The organism is Pseudoalteromonas sp. R86517 (genome assembly GCF_042466295.1).
GTDB classification, from domain to species: Bacteria; Pseudomonadota; Gammaproteobacteria; order Enterobacterales; family Alteromonadaceae; genus Pseudoalteromonas; species Pseudoalteromonas atlantica.
On sequence record NZ_JAXHCB010000003.1, the window covers coordinates 103250 to 122186 of the forward strand.

Here is an 18937-nt window from a genome sequence, read left to right on the forward strand (position 1 = left end):
ATATTGCGCGTTTGTAAATTTATGCAACATATTATCGTTACTTAATAAGCGAACAAGCTCCTTTTTATTCGCATAATCAATGTCTGTTTATTTATAAAATTACATTTTTGAGCATACTTGGTATTTAGGTAGGCAAATATGATGAGCTAAAACTGTTTTTAAATAATCCAAAAATAACTGCGTTATCATACTGATCAGTGCTTAACTGCTTAGACCATTAAAATAACGGCTAAACAGGCAAATTTTTAAATTTAACAGTCAACAAACTCTATAATTATTGTTATTTTGTTAGGGCGTATGCAAAAAGCTTATTGTCCTTAGGCTGGCTCTTTTAGCAGCTGTTAAACAAATCACTATACATTGATAAAATGAGAGAAATTTATGAGCGATAAAATCAATCCAGACGCGTTACACGCACTAAAAATTGCATTTACTTACATGCCGCAAGCAATTGAAGTAACAAAGTACGAATATGGCGAGCGCTATCAAACGGTGCTTGATCATATTGAAGCCGTGCGCGAAGTGTTGCTTATAAACGATGTAGACCCAGAAGAAGTAGGCGGCGACATAAACCCAGAATACACGCCTAATTCTACCTATTAATGGGAAAAGTTTGCTAATTGAGCAAAACAATTAAGTTCGCGTGTTGATAGCCTAACACCCATTACTCAATATATTGCTCAACGGTTTACGCCTGTTGGTATAAACTGTTAAAAACATATAAATAAATGTGCCTATCTGCCGATACGCATAACGGTATAAAATACAATTAAGGTAATTGCGGTGAACTTTTTAAGGCGTTTTCACGATATAGTCTCAGACCAAACTCTGGATTTTAATTCTAAAATTAAAAACCTACTCGCGTTTGGCCTAGAAGTGTTCAGCCTTGATGTAGCAATAATTAGTAAAATTGATGCTAATACGTACACAGTATTACATGCTCTAACACCCGATAACGCCTTATTACCCGGTACACAATTTGAGCTAGATGGCACCTATTGCGTCCATACGTTATCTGCGGGCTCGGCGCTTTCGTTTCATAAAGCCTCACAAAGTACGATTGCAACTCACCCTTGTTACATAAATTTTCAACTTGAGTCCTACATTGGCGCACCTATAAAAGTAGCCGATAAAACCTTTGGCACTGTTAACTTTTCATCGCCTAACGAGTCACCTGCATTTAGCGACGAAGCCTACGATTATATTGAGCTATTTGCTCAGTGGTTAGGATCTGAATTTGCAAAAATAGACACCAAAGAGCAACTTTTAAAAAATAGCTACACCCTGTCAAAGCTCGAAAACATCGCGAATATCGGCACTTGGGAGGTCGATTTAATCGAGAACAAAGTTTATTGGAGTAAGCAAACTAAACGCATTCATCAGGTAGCCGATGACTATCAGCCAATAGTTGATAACGCGATTGAGTTTTACAAAGAGGGCGCCAGCAGAGAAGCCATAGACCAAGCAGTAGAAAACGCCATAAACAAAGGTGAAAAATGGGATTTAGAGCTTGAGGTTATCACTGCACAAAACCAAGAAATTTGGATTTCGACTTTTGGAGAAGCCGAGTTTCACGAAGGTAATTGCATAAGGCTATTTGGTACATTTCAAGACATTACCGAATCTATATTACTTAGAGAAGCGCTAAAAAAGAAAAAAGCCGAAGCAGAGCATATGTTAGAAGATAGAAGTATGCTATTTGCTAAAATTAGCCACGAGTTACGCACCCCCCTAAATGGCATAACCGGCATGCTCACCACCCTAATAGATGAAAAAGACACTGAAAAACGAGACGAAAAAATAAAAATAGCGCTACGCAGCGCTGATATTTTACTTAATATTATCAACGAAGTACTCGATTTTTCTAAAATTAATCATGGTGAATTAAAACTAGAGCCAACCGATGTACTGCTTAAAACCATATTTAGTGATTTAGCCTCTTTATATACCCCGTTATTTAAAGAAACCCATGTTGAATTAATCATAGAAAATACAATTTATGATAGCTGCTGGGCCTTTTGCGACAGTACACGCCTGAGCCAAATTACCTCTAACTTATTAAGTAACGCATTAAAATTTACCGAGCAAGGCCATGTAAAACTTAAAACACAGCTCATAAATAATAACGATGCGCTATCTCTTGGTATTACAGTTTCTGACACTGGTCGCGGAATGACCCCTGCCTTTTTAGAGTCTTTATTTTCGCCGTTTACACAAGAGGTTGACGCTAAAAATAATAAAGGGGGCACAGGGCTTGGCCTAGCAATTATAAAAGAGCTTGTAGAATACATGGGCGGCACAATAAAGGTGACGAGTGAACTACAAAAAGGCTCAACGTTTAGTATTAATATTCCGCTAGAGCTTGGTAAAGAGCAAATAATAGACGACATTCAATCAAAAATTGAGTTAAACAGCCACTCGCTCAGTGTACTTATTGTTGATGACAACGATATAAACCGCCGTGTGCTTGATGCCTCTCTTGATAAGTTAAACGTAAAAGCCGACTGTGCCATTGATGGCCAAGACGCTATTTTTAAGTGTAAGCAAAAGCATTACGACCTTATTTTTATGGATTGCATTATGCCAATCCTGGATGGTTTTGAAGCCACTAAAACGCTGAGAGCGCAACGTATTTGCCCTAGCGAAAGCACCTACATTGTAGCGCTAACTGCTAATACATCGTCGCAAGATAAACTAGCTTGCCAGCAAGCAGGCATGGATATGTTTGTCTCTAAGCCGTTTAAGCTTCCGCACATAGAAAAAGCGCTTTCTAATGCCTTAGAACATACAGCTAAAGTAAATTCGCTTTAATTTAGTAAGGACATACTATGAGAAATATAATAAGAACATTACTTTTTACTGTACTGCTGTTAGCCATATTTAAAGGCATTTCTACAGGGCAATGGGGTTCATCAATAACCGTTGTTATTGTATCAAGCGTATTGCTATTAGTTACGTTTATCAGTGGTAAGGCATCACAAGGCCGTTCAGCTTATACAAGCACTGACTCTTCAATTTATGCTAGTAATAACTCCCACTCTAATAATGATTGCGGTGGGGATTCTGGTGGCTGTGATTAATAGAGATATTGTTATAAACATTAAAAAAGCCGCCTTTGGAGAGGGCGGCTTGGGTTAACAAACAGCTTTTGGGTGTACCTATTGCTGTTACATCAAGAGATGATTTGCCTATTAAGCTGCATTTTGGTCTTGGTTGCTTTGCTCGCTATGGCGAATTAAGTAATCAAACGCCCCTAAGCTTGCTGTTGCACCACTACCCATTGCAATAATGATTTGCTTAAATGGCGTATTTGTTGCGTCACCCGCACCGTAAACGCCCGGTAATGAGGTTGCGCCTTTAGCGTCAATTTCTATCTCGCCAAACTTGCTTAGTGTAAGGTCGCTCTCTTTTAACCATTCGGTATTAGGGATCAAACCTATTTGTACAAAAATACCTGCAAGTGCTAATGATTTTTCCTCGCCGGTTACACGGTCAGTGTAATTAAGTCCGGTTACTTTTTTACCATCGCCTACTACTTCAGTGGTTTGCGCATTTTTAATAATAGTGATGTTGCTTAAGCTATTCGCTTTGCGAATAAGTACTTCGTCAGCGCGCAGCGTATCAGCAAACTCAAGCACAGTTACATGCTCTACAATGTTAGCTAAGTCGATAGCCGCCTCTATACCCGAGTTACCACCACCAATAACGGCAACAGGCTTACCCTTAAATAGCGGACCATCACAGTGTGGGCAGTAAGCTACGCCATGGCCGCGATATTCTTGCTCACCAGGGACGTTCATTTCACGCCAGCGTGCACCGGTTGCTAAAACAAGCGATTTAGCTTTTAAAGTAGCCCCGTTTTCAAGGGTAATTTCATAACCATTACTACCGCGACCAAGCCCTGCTGCGCGTTGGTTATGCATTACATCTACATCGTATTCTTTAACATGCTCTTCAAGCTGAGCAACAAGCTTTGGACCTTCAGTGGCTTTAATCGAAATAAAGTTTTCGATAGCCAACGTATCGGCAACTTGGCCACCAAATCTATCGGCCACTATACCGGTGTTTAACCCTTTACGAGCAGAGTAAATAGCGGCTGAGGCACCGGCAGGTCCGCCACCTACTACTAATACATCAAACTCGTCTTTTTCGCTTAATGCTGCAGCTTGTTTAGCCGCGCCTTTAGTGTCTACTTTATTTAAAATGTCGGTCAGGCTTAATGCACCTTGGCTAAATGGTTCGCCATTTAAGTACACAGCTGGTACTGCTAAAATATTGCGCTCTTCTACTTCGTCTTGAAAGAGTGCGCCGTCAATCATTGTTGCTTTAATTTTGCTGTTTGTTGCTGCCATTGTATTTAGCGCCTGCACTACTTGCGGGCATGTTTGGCAACTTAAGCTTATGTATACTTCAAAATTAAGTTCTTGATTGAGTGATTCTATTTGTTCAATGTCTTCGCTTTTTGCTTTACTTGCGTGTCCGCCACTGTGTAAAAGCGCTAACACTAAACTTGTAAATTCGTGACCCATAGGTACGCCAGCAAACGTAATGTGGGTGTTTTTTTCAGGTGAATGCACAACCATAGATGGGCGACGTGCGCTCGAATCAGGGTTGCTCACTACCGTAAACTTATCGCTTAGCGAGGCTAAATCGTTTGCTAAGCTTTCTACTTCTGCTGATTTTTTGCTGTCATCCAAGGCAATAAGCAGCTCAACAGGTTGAGTAAGCGATTCAAAATGGCTTTTTAATTGATTTTTAATGTTGTTATCTAACATGGCTTAACCCTTTTTAGGAAAATTTAAACAGCAAGCCTCCCATGCCAACTAATGCATGTGCTAATGAGTCCGAGTTGAGATAGGAGGCACCAACAAGCGAAATGATGTTGGTTTAAGGGCAGTTACCTGCCCTCATAAAAGTGGGTAAACCTGTATTTAGATTTTACCAACTAGGTCTAGTGAAGGAGCAAGTGTGTCTTCACCTGGCTGCCAAGATGCAGGGCAAACTTCACCGTCGTGAGTTGCAATGTATTGTGCAGCTTGTACTTTACGTACTAACTCTTTAGCGCTACGGCCAATACCTAGGTCATGCGTTTCGATTACTTTGATTTCGCCCTCTGGGTTCATTACAAAAGTACCGCGAAGTGCAAGGCCGTCATCTTCAATCATAACGCCAAAGCTGCGAGTAATACGGCCAGTTGGGTCGCCAATCATTGGAAATTTAATTTTACCAATAGTGTCTGACGTGTCATGCCAAGCTTTATGCGTGAAGTGAGTATCAGTTGATACTGAGTAAACTTCTACACCCATTTCTTGTAGCTGCTCGTAGTAATCAGCAACATCGCCAAGCTCAGTAGGACATACAAACGTGAAATCTGCAGGGTAAAAGAAGAAGATTGACCACTTACCTAGTACGTCTTTTTCAGACACTTCTACAAAGTCACCATTGTGGTATGCAGTTGCGTTAAAAGGTTGAATTTTTGTGTTGATCAATGAAGTGCTCATAGTATTCCTCATTTATATTTAAAGTGTTTTAAAGTTACTCAACGCAGCCAAAATGTGTGGCCTTTCGCGTTGGCTTGATTAATACAATAAGCCCATTGGCAAACTAAATAAAATTGATTGTTTAGATTAAAACAATCGATTTTTAAGATTGAACTATCTAGCTCTACTATTCGTAAACGATTTATTACCTGCAAGTGCTAAGAATACTGCTACAATAGCCGCGCTAAAAAACACACAACATAAGGCATGCTGTAATGGAAAAATTTGTTAATCATATTCAACTTGGCTATTTGGGGTTACTACCCTTTTTGGGCTGTGTAGCGTGGCCGCTTATGTTTGGCAGTAATAGCGTTAACTTGGAGTTTTTTACTTTTTATAGCATTGCTATACTGGCATTTATGGCGGGCAATTTATGGCGCGCTGGGATGCAAAGCTACAGCGATGCAATTAAAGCGGTTGTGCCTGTTATACCCGTACCATTTTTATCGTTTATTCCGCTGGAGTGGGCGCTTGCTTGGTTAGGGGCTAGTTTTTGGTTAGTTCTTATCTTTGAAAAAGCCACACCACAATGGCAAACCTACCATCGCGATTATCAAAAAATGCGCTTTATTCTTACCTCAGTGGTATTTGTGTGTCACATACTCACCATTGGTATGAGCCTTTACCCAAAATAACCTTGCGCTGCTTAACCTACTAGGCGTAATAGTGTAACATCCGCGCACTGCTATTTAAGGACGCACCATGATTGATACATTACGCCAGCAGCTTAACGAGCTTGGCGAAAACTACGTAGAAAAAAACGCCGCTTTTAAAATTAAAGTTATTCCGTTTTTTTGCGCTATTAGTATTAAAAAAGATCACAAAAATGAAGGCCGGCTCAGCTTTTACTCAAACCAATTAATAGAAATACTGTTAGTGGTGTTATTTATGTTGTTTGGGCTTACGCTTTATAACCCAGAGGCGGGTTTTACACATGGCCCTATTCATATTGTGTTTGCTATTTTAATTACCTTTAATTTAATTTTAAAACAAATAGCCATTGAAGGGCTTAAAACACGCCTTGCGTTTCACCGTTTGCATGGTGCTAATACAGCGCAAAATACTCAAAGTGCAGATCAAAACACTCACAAATCTAATTAAGTTATGTATTTAAATCCTAATTGGCGAATTCTCACCGTAGGCGATGGCGATCTATCGTTCTCTAATGCGGTGGTTAATCACATAAAACCGGCAAAGTTAGTCGCATCTACTTATGATAGCGCCAAAACCATAGAGCAAAAATACCAACACAATGCGCTAAGTAGTTTAAAAAAGTGTCATGTTGAGGTTATTAATTGCTTTGATGTAACGGACCCTTTATGTTGGCAAAAATTAGCTGCCCACCAGCACAGCTTTGATGTGGTTATTTTTCAGTTTCCGCTTATTCCTGCCTTTGTAGGGCGCGAAGCATTTGAAAGCAACACCCAAAAAACCAGCATGAACGTGCTTAATCGCGCGTTACTACATCAATTTATTAAATACGCTAACAAATACGCACTCGACAAAAGCGGCCCTATGCTTTGCTACATAACCTCAAAAGATGTAAAACCCTATCGCGAGTGGAATATTGAAGGCAGCTTAAGTAATGGCCTTGAAGCTAAATACGCGGGCCAAATGCCTTTTGATATTAACCAGTTTGATGGTTACAAAATAAGAAACGTAGACCGTGATAAACACGTAAAAGACACCAGTGGCATCACTTATGTGTTTACGCCTAAAGCAATCTCGGCGCAATCTGACGAACTAAGCACGCACCTTACAAAGCCTGCGTATTTAGGTGAAAATCATTGCTCGCTTTGTCGGGTAGGCCCTTTTATTGCCACCGAAGATGAAAACAAACACCTTAACGCTAAAAAGCACCAACAAATGCTAAAGTTAGAAGATGACTGGCAGGCGTGGCTTACTGACTTTTACAACCGCACCTTATAACCCTGTTTTACAGCTCAATTTAATTAAATCAGCGGCCTTTTCAGCAATGGCAATAACAGGTGCGTTTGTGTTACCTGTTACTATGGTAGGCATAATTGAGGCATCAATAACCCTTAAGCTGCGTATCCCGTGTACTTGTAGTTTGCTATTAACCACCGCCATATTGTCGGTGCCCATTTTACAGGTGCCCACAGGGTGATATTCGGTATCGGCAGTTTGGCGAATAAACTCAATAAGCTGGTCGTCGTTATTTACATCTAGCGGGTAAACCATGTTGCCACGAATTTTATCAAAGGCGGGGCTTTGCATAATACGCAGCGCTTTTTTAAGCCCTGCAAGCATAAGCAATAAATCATCAGGGTGGCTTAAATAATTAGGGTCGATAAGCGGCGCACTGCATGGATCGCTATTGGCAAGCCTTATTGTCCCTCGGCTTTTGGGGCGCATAATACTACTGTGAATACTATAGCCATGGCCAAGGTGAACTTTGCGACTATGATCGTCCACCAACCCAATTACAAACTCAAGTTGAATATCCGGCGCAGGCGAGTTATCCAACACATTAATAAACGCATGTGACTCAGCAAAATTACTGGTTAATATTCCGCTGCGTTGACTAAACCACTGCGCACACCCATTAATAATACTTGCAGCGCCTTTTACACTTACCCCAAAGGTGCCTTTTGCAGTATTTGCTTTACACAAAGGCACCACGGTTAAGTGATCTTGTAAATTACCCCCTACTCCTTCCAGTGCATGTTCCAGTGGTATGTTATGCGCTGCTAAATGCGCTTTAGGGCCAATTCCTGAAAGCATTAACACGTGCGGAGAGTTAATTGCTCCGGCGCTTAAAAGCACCTCCTTTTTGGCCATTAATGTAATAATTTTACCGCCGCGCTCAAGCTCTACGCCGTGGGCGACCTTATTTTTTATTATAATCTTATTAACGTGGCTGTGGGTAAACACACTAAGGTTAGGCCTGTTTAAGTGCGGTGTTAAATACGCTTTTGCAGCACTACAGCGCTCACCATTATGTTGCGTAACCTGCGAAAGCCGTGCTCCATGTTGCTCAGCGCCATTTATATCGTCATTTAACTGTATTCCTTGCTCAACACACGCTTTTAAAAAGCAAGAGTTTACCGCACTTGGCTTAGTCAGCTCTTGCACATGCAATGGCCCTTTTGTGCCATGTAACGCGTTATTAAACGTTTTATTGTTTTCGGCTTTTATAAAATAGGGTAATAAACTGTTGTAGTCCCACCCAAGGTTGCCATTTTGTGCCCAGTTATCGTAATCGTATTTATTACCGCGTATATACACCATGGCATTCGTAGAGCTAGACCCACCTAGCACTTTACCCCGCGGCACAAAGCCACATCGGTTATTAAGCGCCTTTTGCGGTACCGTGCTGTAATGCCAACTATTTATGCCGTATGGCACACTGGCCGCAATACCCGCAGGCATTTGAATTAAAGCGTTCTTATCGCTACCGCCCGACTCTATTAGGCACACACTTATATGCTGATCTTCTGATAAACGCGCTGCCAGCACGCAACCTGCACTGCCTGCGCCGATAATAATATAATCAAACGTGTGGTTATTCATAGGTGCCTTTGCATCATCACTATTTAGTTCTTATTGGTAGCTGCTTCTGCTTTGTGCATCCATGCAGTTGTAAATAAGCAGTTTTATTGCAGCAAGCTATTCGCTCTATAGTGCATAGATTAAATCCTAAAAACTTGATATTTTTAGACACCTTCTTTAATTTACAGCGCCAGTGTATGAGCAGCCCAATACGTGCCACCTCTTTATATTCAATAGATTCGTTAATTAAAGAACTTGGCGCAGACCCAGCAAGCGTAATGAAAACCTGTAAGGTCACTGTCGACTTTAATAACCTTGAAAACCAATATTTACCCTATTTGAGCTATGCAAATTTATTAGAATACTGCAGCCACACCCTTAACTGCCCAAGCTTTGGGCTTAAATTAGCAAATAAACAAAACTTTGATATTTTAGGCCACATAGCCATAGCCGCTAAAAGTGGGACTAATTTAGAAGAAGCGCTTAGCTGGGTGGTTAAATATTTACACTTACACAGCCCCGCATTGTGCTTAACAACGCACTCATTAGATAATGACGAGAGCTTATTTTTATCGTTTGAATTTAACCTAAAGCCCCTGCCACAAATAAACCAAGCCATAGAGCTCACGCTTGGCTTAGCCATGAGCATAATTAAAAAATTAAGTAATAATCAGTGCAAGCCTCGCACTGTGTTTTTACCGCAAAAGCTGGCAACTAATACACTCGCATACAAAACCTATTTTGGCTGTAAAGTAATAGAGCACCGCAACAGTGCGGGCATTGTAATAAACAAAGCCGACTTATCGATAAAGCTTAACCACAATAACCTTAATAAAACCGACGCGGCCTTTAATTTTTTAGCTAAACGCAACGAACACAGTCACTCATTACCTGCCCAAGTAAGCGCACTCATAAGGCCAATGCTGCCTATTTATCAGTGTTCAAACCAAACTATTGCCGAGGCACTTAATATGCACCCGCGTACCTTGCACCGTGAATTGGCTAGACATAACACCAGCTTTGTAAAACTTAAAGACACCACACGTCGGGCGCTGGCAGCGCATTACTTGCTTCAAAAACAATACTCTATCAGCACTATTTCAATGCTTTTAGGCTATCACGAACAGGCAACCTTATGCGCAAGTGTTAAACGCTGGTTTGGGTATTCTCCACGCGCATACAGGGCAAAAAAAATGTTAAAGTAACGGCTCTTATTATTTAAGCTAAGGAGCAGGCATGAACTTTGTCATTGTCGGTACAAATTTTATTAGTGATACCCTATTAAGCGCAGCAAATACGTTACCTGCATTTAATTTATACGGTGTGTGCTCACGCAAACAATCAAGCGGCGGAGCCTTTTTATCTAATCACCCCAATACCGATGTAAAAATTTTCACCTCAATTGAGCTGGTATGCCAAGACCCCGATGTTGATGCGGTGTATATTGCAGCGCCAAATAGCCTACACAAGCAATATGCAGTAATGTGCCTTGAAGCAGGCAAACATGTACTAGGCGAAAAACCTTCAGCCGCTAATAGCCAAGAGCTAAATGCTATTTTAACTGCAGCTAATGCCAATAAACGCCTATACATGGAAGCAATGATGACCACGCATTTGCCAAACTTTGCGCGACTTAAAAATGCGCTGAGTAAAATTGGTAAACCCCGTAAGTTTATAGGCCAATACAGTCAGTACTCATCACGCTACGATAAATACAAAAACGGCGAACGCCCAAATACCTTTTTACCCGAATTTGCCAATGGCGCTTTGCTCGATTTAGGTGTGTATCCGCTTTACCTACTTATAGCACTTTGGGGCGCTCCACAGCGCGTGAGTGCCAGTGGGGTACTATTAGATACAGGCGTAGATGGCGCAGGCGACGTATTATTAAATTACGATGATAAACAAGCCGTTATTAGCTACTCTAAAATTTCTCAAGGCGATAACATCACAGAAATACAAGGTGAGCGCGGACGCTTACGAATACACGCCGTGTCGCAGTTAAAACACATAGAGTTTGTTGCCAATAACGGGGAGGTTGAGGTTATTTCAGATAAATTTGATGAGCACTTTATGAAATACGAAGTTGCGCACTTTATGCAAACCATAAACGCGCAAAAGCGAGAGTCAGATGTTAATACACATCAGCTTGCCCGCGACGTAATGAACGTACTTGATACCGCAAGAAAACAGCTTGGGGTAGTTTACCCTAATGATAAAAACGCAGCAGCGGACTAAAGTTGACCCCCATCCGTGGGCAATCAAGGCAAGAGCCTGGTTGTAATTATGTGCTTACTTATTTTTTATTAGGTACAGCTAAATTACACAGGCTCTTTATTTAAGCGTGTAGATTTTTAATGGTTTAATTTGCATAAATCTATTCACCATTCAACCAAGGCAGCGCCAGTTATTAGGCGCACTAGGTTACTCACCTCGCACCACCATTAACCCGCGCCTAGATTGCACACATTTCAATCCATTAAAGTTAGCTTGCTCTAAGCACGCTTATATAAATGAGCAAAGTTAACTTAGCACACAAAAACATGACCAATCAAGCTAGCCAATTATTAAAATTTATACTAAATTGGTAACATAAATAGGTTAACACTCATTTATAATATTATATGACCGTTACATCACTTTAGAATTTTGACATAATAGTGAATTTTGGGGTAACCTCTGCTAATAACAGTAGGTTTAGGCTATTTGAGCCTATTAGCCGCTATTCCTTAAGGTAATAAAGGTAGAATATGGGAAACCGTCGCTTATTTTGGCGCATTGTTGATAAAGTTGAAGCTTTGATAAACCAAGGAGAGTTTTCTGCTGGGAGTCGTTTACCACCAGAGCGAGAACTTGCCGACATGTTTGACGTAAGCCGCCCAACAATTCGTGAAGCTATTATTGCATTAGAAGTACGAGGCCGCGTAGAGGTCAAAACCGGCTCAGGCGTTTATGTAATAGAACAACAAGAAACATCTGTAAAAACAAAAGAGATCAGCGCTTTTGAGCTAACGCAAGCTCGCGCACTCATTGAAGGTGAAATAGCTGCACTTGCCGCTCAATCAATCACCGATGAAGAACTAGCTCAATTAAAGCAAACGCTAATAGCCATGGAAAAAGGCTTATATGTAGAACAAGCAGACCGCGAGTTTCACGAAATTATAGCGCGTGCTACACGTAACAAAGCCCTTGAGTATGCAGTGGCAAATTTATGGGATTTACGTTTAAACAATTCACAAATTGTGGCTGATTATGGCAGTGTGTGTAAAAACAATAACGATTGCGTAATGGATGAGCACACCGCTATTTATAATGCGCTGCAAACACACGACGCAAGCGCCGCACGCACCGCAATGCATAAACACTTTAACCGTTTAATTAATGCATTATTTGACGCTGTTGAAGCGCGTGCGCTTGAAGAAATCAAACGTAAAAATGATGAAAAACGTGGCCTTTATTCTTTAGATGGCCTAGTTAAAAGTGCTAGCAAAACACACTAAAACGACCTAAACGTTTATAAGCCAACGATCTATTCGCTGGCTTTTTTATTTTAAGGCACTCAGCGTTTGCCTTTAGCTATGCATAAGCAGTTACGCTAATTCATCGCACATATTAGTCACTCCCTCCCAAATTTAATGTGTATGCCATACAAGCTATTACTTAGCCAATAAAAAACAGATACACTGCGCAAAACTAGACGATTGTTACCAAGGAAAACAATGCAATCATCCACTAAAGACTTTTTGCTCGCGCTTGTGTGCGTTATTTTAGCAATGATCACAATTCAATCTGGCGCCTCATTTGCTAAGCAGTTATTTCCTGTTATTGGCCCCGAAGGTACTACTGCACTTAGGCTTGGCTTTTCTGCACTTATTTTGTGTTTAATATTTAAACCGTGGAAACACCTACCAGCTAAGGGTAATCGGTTATCAATTGTGGTATACGGTTTAAGCCTAGGCGGAATGAACATTTTATTTTATTACGCCATTGAACGTATCCCTTTAGGAATTGGTGTGGCGCTTGAATTTACCGGCCCATTAGCGGTGGCGTTATTTAGCTCACGCGCTAAGCGCGACTTATTTTGGGTGGCGTGTGCAATTGCGGGTATTTTACTGTTACTGCCCGATATGAGCAGCCAAGAAAGTCTAGACCCAATTGGCGTAATACTCGCGCTAGGTGCCGGTGCTTGCTGGGCAGCCTATATTTTATTTGGCAAAAAAACCGGCACGCAAAGCTCAGGCGGCGCAACGGTCGCACTCGGCATGACCGTAGCAGCCATTGTACTTGTACCTTATGGCGGCATATTACAAAGCAGTGCATTTACATGGAGTGTTATACCGCTGGGCATAGGCATTGCTATTTTATCAAGCGCACTGCCCTATACACTTGAAATGGTTGCACTGCGTAATATGCCCGCTCAAGGGTTTAGTATTATGCTAAGTTTAGAGCCTGCATTTGCCGCCCTTGCTGGGTTTATTATTCTTGGCGAGTTATTAACCTTGTGGCAATGGTTGGCTATTTTATTGGTGATTATAGCTTCGGTGGGTAGCTCATTTTCGAGTGTTAAAAAACAATAATCGCCTCTATAAAAAGGCCAGCACATAACTGCGCTGGCCTTTTAAATAACAAAATTTTATATAACTTGTATCGCGCTACTTTTTACTTGTCATTAAATAGCCAACTAGTGATATTACTGGCATACCCGCTGCCACTAACGCCACGCTTTCCCAGCCACCAGCTTCGTATAGTGGGCTTGCCATTAACGAGCCAAGCGCTCCGCCAACAAAAATACTGGTCATGTATATGGCATTTAAGCGAGCTCGGCTTTGCGGCTCTAATGAATATACCACCCGCTGACCCAGTACCATATTTGCCTGCACAGCAAAATCAATAAACATGCCCGTAAGCGCTAAAATAATAATACCGTGCGGAAGCTCAAATATACTGGGTAAAAAGCACGCAGCAGCAATCACTTTTGCAAGTAAGGATAACTGATGCGTGTAACCTTTGTCGGCTAAACGCCCAACAATAGGGGCTGCAATAGCACCTGCTGCGCCTACTAAAGCAAATAAGGCGATTTGCGATTGCGATAAACCATATTCTCTGGCTAATACAACCGGTACGCTGGTCCAAAATAAGCTAAAAGAGGCAAACATAAGCGCCTGATACAATGCCCGCTGACGCAGCACTGGCTGCTGTATTATTAGCTGCTTAAGCGATTTTAATAACTTAAAGTATGTTGTATTGTGTGTCGGTTGTCTGCTCGGTATTGCAAAATATATAACACTGGCTATAAATGCCATACAGCCTGCGGCAAAGTAAAATACGGCTCGCCAACCAAAGTGATCGGCTATTAAGCTTGCAACTGGCCTAGCTAATAAAATACCCAGTAACAACCCCGCCATTATATTGCCCAGTACTTGCCCACGTTTTTCATCTGACGATAAATGCGCAGCAAGCGGTATTAATACTTGCACCGATACAGAGCTCGCCCCCACCAATAAGCATAATAGCAACATTACACTTGGGCTTTGCGCTAAGCCTGCGCCTATTAAACTTAAAAATGTTATGGCTAAGGTAATGAGCATTAAGCGTTTGTTTTCGACTAAATCAGCCAATGGCACTAAAAAAAACAGTCCCATTGCATAGCCAATTTGTGTAAGCGACACAATAAAACTGGCGCTGTGCGCACTTAAACCAACATCGGGCGCTAATAACTCAATAATAGGCTGGGCATAATAAATATTTGCCACAATAAGGCCACAGCACAGAGCAATAATGCTCACTAAGGTATTACTTATTTGCACTGGCTGTGCACGTGATTGGTTCATAAATAACTCTAATTTATAAATAATAAAACCCACTGCATATAAATGCAGTGGGTAGCCATGGTAAATGTAAAAATGTGGGTTACTTAATAGGTGAAGGCTGCCCATGTGGGCTAGATCGCAAGTACTGTTTAGGCGCATTAACGGTTGCGCCAAGCTGCGCTGCAGCATGCCAAGGCCAATGCGGGTTATACAAAATACCTCGCGCAAGTGCTACGCCATCGGCTTGCTGCTCGCTAATAATATCTTCGGCTTGTTGTGGCTCAGTGATTAAACCTACGGCTATTACCGGCATACTTACGACCTCTTTAATAGCAGTTGCAAATGGTACCTGAAAGTTAGGTTTAACCGGTATTTGTTGCTCTGGGCTTAGCCCTGCTGTACTTACGTGAATAAAATCGCAGCCAAGCTTGTCTAATGCTTTAGCAAGCTCAATAGATTGTGCTAAATCCCAGCCACCTTCTACCCAATCAGTAGCAGAGATACGAATGCCTACCGGTTTATGGCTTGCAAATTCAGCTCTTAGTGCTTTAAACACCTCAAGCACAAGGCGCATACGGTTTTGCAAACTGCCCCCGTATTCATCATCACGCTTGTTTGAAAGAGGCGATAAAAACTGGTGTAACAAATAACCATGCGCACCATGTAGCTCAATTAAATCAAGCCCTAGCTCATCAGCGCGTTTTGCTGCGCTTACAAAATCGTTTATTAGCTTGGTTATATCCGACTTTGTCATAGCCTTTGGTTGATAGGCGCTGTCATCGTAGGCTATGGCAGAAGGCGCAAGTGTTTGCCAGCCGTTGTCTTCGCTAGGTGCAATTGCACCACCGCCATCCCATGGTTTTTCAGTAGATGCTTTTCGCCCTGCATGCGCAAGCTGAATGCCAATAGGCATAGGACTGTATTGCCTAAGCGCTTTTAAGCTTTTGCCCAGTGCTTGCTGGGTTTCGTTATTCCAAAGCCCTAAATCGGCGTAACTAATACGCCCCTCAGGGCTTACCGCGGTGGCCTCTAAAATTAATAGCCCTGCACCACTTAAGCTCAATTGCCCTAAATGAATAGTGTGCCAATCACTGGCAGACCCCTGATTTGCTGAGTACTGGCACATAGGCGCAATAATAATGCGGTTGTCTAAAGTGAGTTCACCGAGCTTTAAAGGTGAGAATAATTGGCTCATAAATATTCCTTAAATACGCGTACTTTAGTACGAAATGCTATAGCTTACGGTATGAAGGGTTAATGGGGATCAAACTTCACTTTTATAGTGCTAAAACGTGAATAAATACCGTTGAGCAAAACATTCAACAGGGTCTTATAGGTTTTTTAACCGTATTAATACATTCAGGTAATTAACTAATATGAATGGCTATTTACATTTGCTCAACGAGTAAAATATGCTTCCTTGTACCTTAATTAGCCAATTACTTGGATGTTATACATATTTATATAATTTTTTGTTGTGTAACTAGCTATATTTATTCCAAAAAAGTGAATTAAAATTCAACTTTAATATTCCCACCACTTTAACTCCCTGATAAACTGGTTAACTTATATTAACTGGTGTTAAATTTTGAATCTGGGGATCACTTTTTATGTTTAAACCAAGCTTGCTAACCTTGGCTATTTCGAGCGCTGTATCTAGCGCATTTTTATTTTCTAACTCGGCTGTGGCACAACAAGAAACCACCGCTAAAAACAAATCACTCGAAGTAATCGAAGTTACAGCAACAAGACGCAGCGGATCGGTACAAAATGCACCGCTAAACATTACCGCACTTGATGCCGATGTAATGAAAGATCAAAACATTGGCGAACTAGCCGATGTAGCGCGTTGGGTACCTGGTTTAACAATTACCGATCAAGGTGGTCGCTCAGGCTCACCGATTATAGTTCGTGGTTTAAACACTAACTCGTCGGGTCCATCATCAGACGGCGGCACCGTAGCCACATACGTTAACGAAATTCCGGTGTCAGTTGATATGCGTTTAGTCGACATAGAGCGTGTTGAAGTACTTATTGGGCCACAAGGTACCCTTTATGGTGCGGGCACATTAGGCGGCGCAATTCGTTACATGCTTAAAGAGCCAGAGCTTGATTTTACAACGGTAGAAATATTTGGCGATATGTTTCAAACTCAAGAAAGTGACTCGTTAGGCGGCGAAGGCGGCTTTATAGTAAACCTGCCACTTATTGAAGATGAACTTGCAGTACGTGCAAGCTTAAACGTATACGAAGACCCAGGCTTTATTGATTATGCTTACACAGTGCGTGAGCCAGGTTTATCGCTACCGGACCCTGATTGGAGCAACGCCGACGAAGTAAACAACAATATTAAAAATGTTGAAGATGCTAACGGCGAAACAACTACCACAGGGCGTATTTCTGTACGTTGGAAACCAAGCGAAACATTTGAAGGGACACTTAATTACTTTTACCAAAACCAAGACAGCGAAGGCCGTTCAATTGTTCATTACAACAGCCTAAACGACGATAACGGTTTAAGCGATATTGTAGGTAAATACGAGTCGGCTTATCGTTATGAAGAGCCGCGCGAGAAAGAAGATCAACTATTAAGCCTTGAGCTAAAAGCCGATTTAGGTTTTGCAGAGCTTGTATCGGCAACCGGTATTTCAAGCTTTGATGCCGACGGCCAACGTGACCAAACCGATTTACTTATCCGCCTAGATTACGGTTATGAAGAGTTCCCTGCGTTTTCATCATACACACGTGAAATTGACGAAGAAGATACCTTCACGCAAGAGCTTCGTTTAGTATCGCAAAGCGACAGCGACCTAAATTGGATTGTAGGCGCGTTTTACAACAAAATAGAAACAGACGCCTCAAGTAAAGAATTTACCCCAGGCTTTGGTGACTTTGCTGTAGAAAACTTTGGCGCATCGCAATCTCGTCCAGATCAACTTGAGTACTTTTCTGTAGACCGTACAGAAATTACAGAGTCGGCTTTGTTTGGTGAAGTAGGTTACCAAGTAACAGAAAAACTAGATGTGACCATTGGTATGCGTTTGTACCAGTACGACGTTGAATCAGAATCTGCTGTCGACTTCCCGCTATTTAATACCCTATTTGATGGCGCAGCACCTGATGCGATTTCATTAAATTTTGAAAAAAATGAAGCAGACGACAACGGCAGCCTATTTAAATTTAACGCTAAATACCAGTTCACTCCATCAGTAATGGGTTATGCAACGGTAAGTGAAGGCTTTAGAATTGGTGGCTCAAATGGTTTAGCACCGTGTCCTGATCCATTACCAGCTAACCAAGCAGGTTGTGGTAGCCCAGAAGAAATGCTTTACGATGCCGATACCACAACAAACTACGAGCTAGGCCTTAAAAGCACCTGGTTTAGAAGCCAATTACACTTTAACGCCGCTTTATTTAATGTAGATTGGGAAGATGCGCAAATTGCAGGCGCAACAGATGTAGGCCAATTACCGTACTTATCTAATGCAGGCTCTGCCAACGCAAAAGGTATTGAGCTATCTACCCGTGCTATTTTATCTGACTCGTTTACCGTGTACGCAACATACGCATACACTAAAGCAGAGCTAACCTCAGACGCCCCATTTTTATTTAATGCCGATGGCACCGATGGCGCAGAAGACGGCGACCGTTTACCGGGCTCCCCAGAGCACCAGTTCTCAATGGGTGTAAACTATCAAACAGATGTATTTAGCGATAAAACCCTTGATATTAACTACGGTTTAACCGCCCAAAGCGATGTAATCACAAGAGTAGGCCTGCACGACAACGGTGAAACCCTGCCAGGTTATAGCTTAAGTAATATTTCTGCTAAGTTAACAGCCGATGAGTGGTCAACAACTCTTTATGTTGATAACCTATTCAACAAATATGCATTTACATCAGTACGTCGCTCAGATGCAGACATAACATCAGCAAATGGCGCCGACATACAACGTAACTACGGCCACTATATTAATCGCCCACTAACAGTAGGCGTTAAATTTAACTACAAATTTGAAATATAATTTATAGTCACTTTTAAACAATGTTATAAGGCTCAAATTTATTTGAGCC

16 protein-coding genes are annotated in these 18937 nt (G+C 41.5%); 11 read left to right on the forward strand and 5 right to left on the reverse strand.

What is annotated here, in order from left to right; translation table 11 throughout:
* Positions 1-381: 381 nt before the first annotated feature.
* The 3 genes from SJY38_RS17235 to SJY38_RS17245 all read left to right on the forward strand — a co-directional run bounded on the left by SJY38_RS17235 (position 382) and on the right by SJY38_RS17245 (position 3080).
* Positions 382-603 carry a hypothetical protein gene (locus SJY38_RS17235; protein WP_024032720.1) on the forward strand — a complete coding sequence of 74 codons (222 nt, stop codon included), beginning with the start codon at positions 382-384 and terminating at the stop codon, positions 601-603.
* Positions 604-783: 180 nt separating this feature from the next.
* On the forward strand, positions 784-2811 hold the full coding sequence (locus tag SJY38_RS17240; RefSeq protein ID WP_377110376.1) for an ATP-binding protein: 2028 nt from the start codon (positions 784-786) through the stop codon (positions 2809-2811).
* A gap of 17 nt (positions 2812-2828) precedes the next feature.
* A complete protein-coding gene (locus SJY38_RS17245; RefSeq protein WP_154944923.1) occupies positions 2829-3080 on the forward strand; it encodes a hypothetical protein in 252 nt (83 codons plus the stop codon).
* 111 nt (positions 3081-3191) lie between these two features.
* On the opposite strand, the gene ahpF is transcribed toward SJY38_RS17245, so the two are convergent.
* Positions 3192-4775, reverse strand: coding sequence for an alkyl hydroperoxide reductase subunit F (ahpF, locus tag SJY38_RS17250; RefSeq protein ID WP_377110377.1), 1584 nt, complete (start codon positions 4773-4775; stop codon positions 3192-3194).
* Positions 4776-4931: 156 nt separating this feature from the next.
* Complete coding sequence (gene ahpC / locus SJY38_RS17255; RefSeq protein WP_004587118.1) at positions 4932-5501, reverse strand: alkyl hydroperoxide reductase subunit C; 570 nt, start codon at positions 5499-5501, stop codon at positions 4932-4934.
* Positions 5502-5755: 254 nt separating this feature from the next.
* On the opposite strand from ahpC, the gene SJY38_RS17260 reads away from it, so the two are divergent.
* The 3 genes from SJY38_RS17260 to SJY38_RS17270 all read left to right on the forward strand — a co-directional run bounded on the left by SJY38_RS17260 (position 5756) and on the right by SJY38_RS17270 (position 7469).
* Entirely contained in the window at positions 5756-6175 is a 420-nt protein-coding gene (locus SJY38_RS17260; RefSeq protein WP_054981772.1) for a DUF3429 domain-containing protein, read from the forward strand.
* A 67-nt stretch (positions 6176-6242) separates the two neighbouring features.
* Positions 6243-6641: a hypothetical protein gene (locus SJY38_RS17265; protein ID WP_029774450.1), complete on the forward strand. Its 399-nt coding sequence runs from the start codon at positions 6243-6245 to the stop codon at positions 6639-6641.
* A 3-nt stretch (positions 6642-6644) separates the two neighbouring features.
* Positions 6645-7469 carry a class I SAM-dependent methyltransferase gene (locus SJY38_RS17270; protein ID WP_377110378.1) on the forward strand — a complete coding sequence of 275 codons (825 nt, stop codon included), beginning with the start codon at positions 6645-6647 and terminating at the stop codon, positions 7467-7469.
* On the opposite strand, the gene SJY38_RS17275 is transcribed toward SJY38_RS17270, so the two are convergent.
* Positions 7464-9074, reverse strand: coding sequence for a GMC family oxidoreductase (locus SJY38_RS17275; protein WP_377110379.1), 1611 nt, complete (start codon positions 9072-9074; stop codon positions 7464-7466). The two genes, SJY38_RS17270 and SJY38_RS17275, sit on opposite strands and share 6 nt — an antisense overlap.
* Before the next feature lie 176 nt (positions 9075-9250).
* Between SJY38_RS17275 and SJY38_RS17280 the strand changes: the two genes are divergently transcribed.
* The 4 genes from SJY38_RS17280 (at position 9251) to SJY38_RS17295 (ending at position 13630) form a co-directional block, all read left to right on the forward strand.
* Positions 9251-10258 carry an AraC family transcriptional regulator ligand-binding domain-containing protein gene (locus tag SJY38_RS17280; protein ID WP_377110381.1) on the forward strand — a complete coding sequence of 336 codons (1008 nt, stop codon included), beginning with the start codon at positions 9251-9253 and terminating at the stop codon, positions 10256-10258.
* A 31-nt stretch (positions 10259-10289) separates the two neighbouring features.
* Positions 10290-11291: a Gfo/Idh/MocA family protein gene (locus SJY38_RS17285; RefSeq protein WP_377110382.1), complete on the forward strand. Its 1002-nt coding sequence runs from the start codon at positions 10290-10292 to the stop codon at positions 11289-11291.
* 512 nt (positions 11292-11803) lie between these two features.
* Positions 11804-12553, forward strand: a complete 750-nt coding sequence (locus tag SJY38_RS17290) for a FadR/GntR family transcriptional regulator (RefSeq protein ID WP_004587131.1) — start codon at positions 11804-11806, stop codon at positions 12551-12553.
* Positions 12554-12772: 219 nt separating this feature from the next.
* A complete protein-coding gene (locus SJY38_RS17295) occupies positions 12773-13630 on the forward strand; it encodes a DMT family transporter (protein WP_273605361.1) in 858 nt (285 codons plus the stop codon).
* Between the two features lie 75 nt (positions 13631-13705).
* Here SJY38_RS17295 and SJY38_RS17300 read toward each other — a convergent pair whose 3' ends face one another.
* Both SJY38_RS17300 and SJY38_RS17305 read right to left on the reverse strand, forming a co-directional pair.
* Positions 13706-14884, reverse strand: coding sequence for an MFS transporter (locus tag SJY38_RS17300; protein WP_064387172.1), 1179 nt, complete (start codon positions 14882-14884; stop codon positions 13706-13708).
* Between the two features lie 79 nt (positions 14885-14963).
* Positions 14964-16058, reverse strand: a complete 1095-nt coding sequence (locus SJY38_RS17305; RefSeq protein ID WP_377110383.1) for an NADH:flavin oxidoreductase/NADH oxidase — start codon at positions 16056-16058, stop codon at positions 14964-14966.
* 415 nt (positions 16059-16473) lie between these two features.
* On the opposite strand from SJY38_RS17305, the gene SJY38_RS17310 reads away from it, so the two are divergent.
* Positions 16474-18888: a TonB-dependent receptor gene (locus SJY38_RS17310; protein WP_377110384.1), complete on the forward strand. Its 2415-nt coding sequence runs from the start codon at positions 16474-16476 to the stop codon at positions 18886-18888.
* Positions 18889-18937: the final 49 nt, after the last annotated feature.

Bases quoted from the DNA above. Each gene is read 5' to 3' on its own strand.
- SJY38_RS17295 (WP_273605361.1), top strand. From the start codon at position 12,773: ATGCAATCATCCACTAAAGACTTTTTGCTCGCGCTTGTGTGCGTTATT.
- SJY38_RS17300 (WP_064387172.1), bottom strand. From the start codon at position 14,884: ATGAACCAATCACGTGCACAGCCAGTGCAAATAAGTAATACCTTAGTG.
- SJY38_RS17260 (WP_054981772.1), top strand. From the start codon at position 5,756: ATGGAAAAATTTGTTAATCATATTCAACTTGGCTATTTGGGGTTACTA.
- SJY38_RS17265 (WP_029774450.1), top strand. From the start codon at position 6,243: ATGATTGATACATTACGCCAGCAGCTTAACGAGCTTGGCGAAAACTAC.
- SJY38_RS17310 (WP_377110384.1), top strand. From the start codon at position 16,474: ATGTTTAAACCAAGCTTGCTAACCTTGGCTATTTCGAGCGCTGTATCT.
- SJY38_RS17245 (WP_154944923.1), top strand. From the start codon at position 2,829: ATGAGAAATATAATAAGAACATTACTTTTTACTGTACTGCTGTTAGCC.
- ahpC (WP_004587118.1), bottom strand. From the start codon at position 5,501: ATGAGCACTTCATTGATCAACACAAAAATTCAACCTTTTAACGCAACT.
- ahpF (WP_377110377.1), bottom strand. From the start codon at position 4,775: ATGTTAGATAACAACATTAAAAATCAATTAAAAAGCCATTTTGAATCG.
- SJY38_RS17290 (WP_004587131.1), top strand. From the start codon at position 11,804: ATGGGAAACCGTCGCTTATTTTGGCGCATTGTTGATAAAGTTGAAGCT.
- SJY38_RS17280 (WP_377110381.1), top strand. From the start codon at position 9,251: ATGAGCAGCCCAATACGTGCCACCTCTTTATATTCAATAGATTCGTTA.
- SJY38_RS17270 (WP_377110378.1), top strand. From the start codon at position 6,645: ATGTATTTAAATCCTAATTGGCGAATTCTCACCGTAGGCGATGGCGAT.
- SJY38_RS17305 (WP_377110383.1), bottom strand. From the start codon at position 16,058: ATGAGCCAATTATTCTCACCTTTAAAGCTCGGTGAACTCACTTTAGAC.
- SJY38_RS17235 (WP_024032720.1), top strand. From the start codon at position 382: ATGAGCGATAAAATCAATCCAGACGCGTTACACGCACTAAAAATTGCA.
- SJY38_RS17275 (WP_377110379.1), bottom strand. From the start codon at position 9,074: ATGAATAACCACACGTTTGATTATATTATTATCGGCGCAGGCAGTGCA.
- SJY38_RS17285 (WP_377110382.1), top strand. From the start codon at position 10,290: ATGAACTTTGTCATTGTCGGTACAAATTTTATTAGTGATACCCTATTA.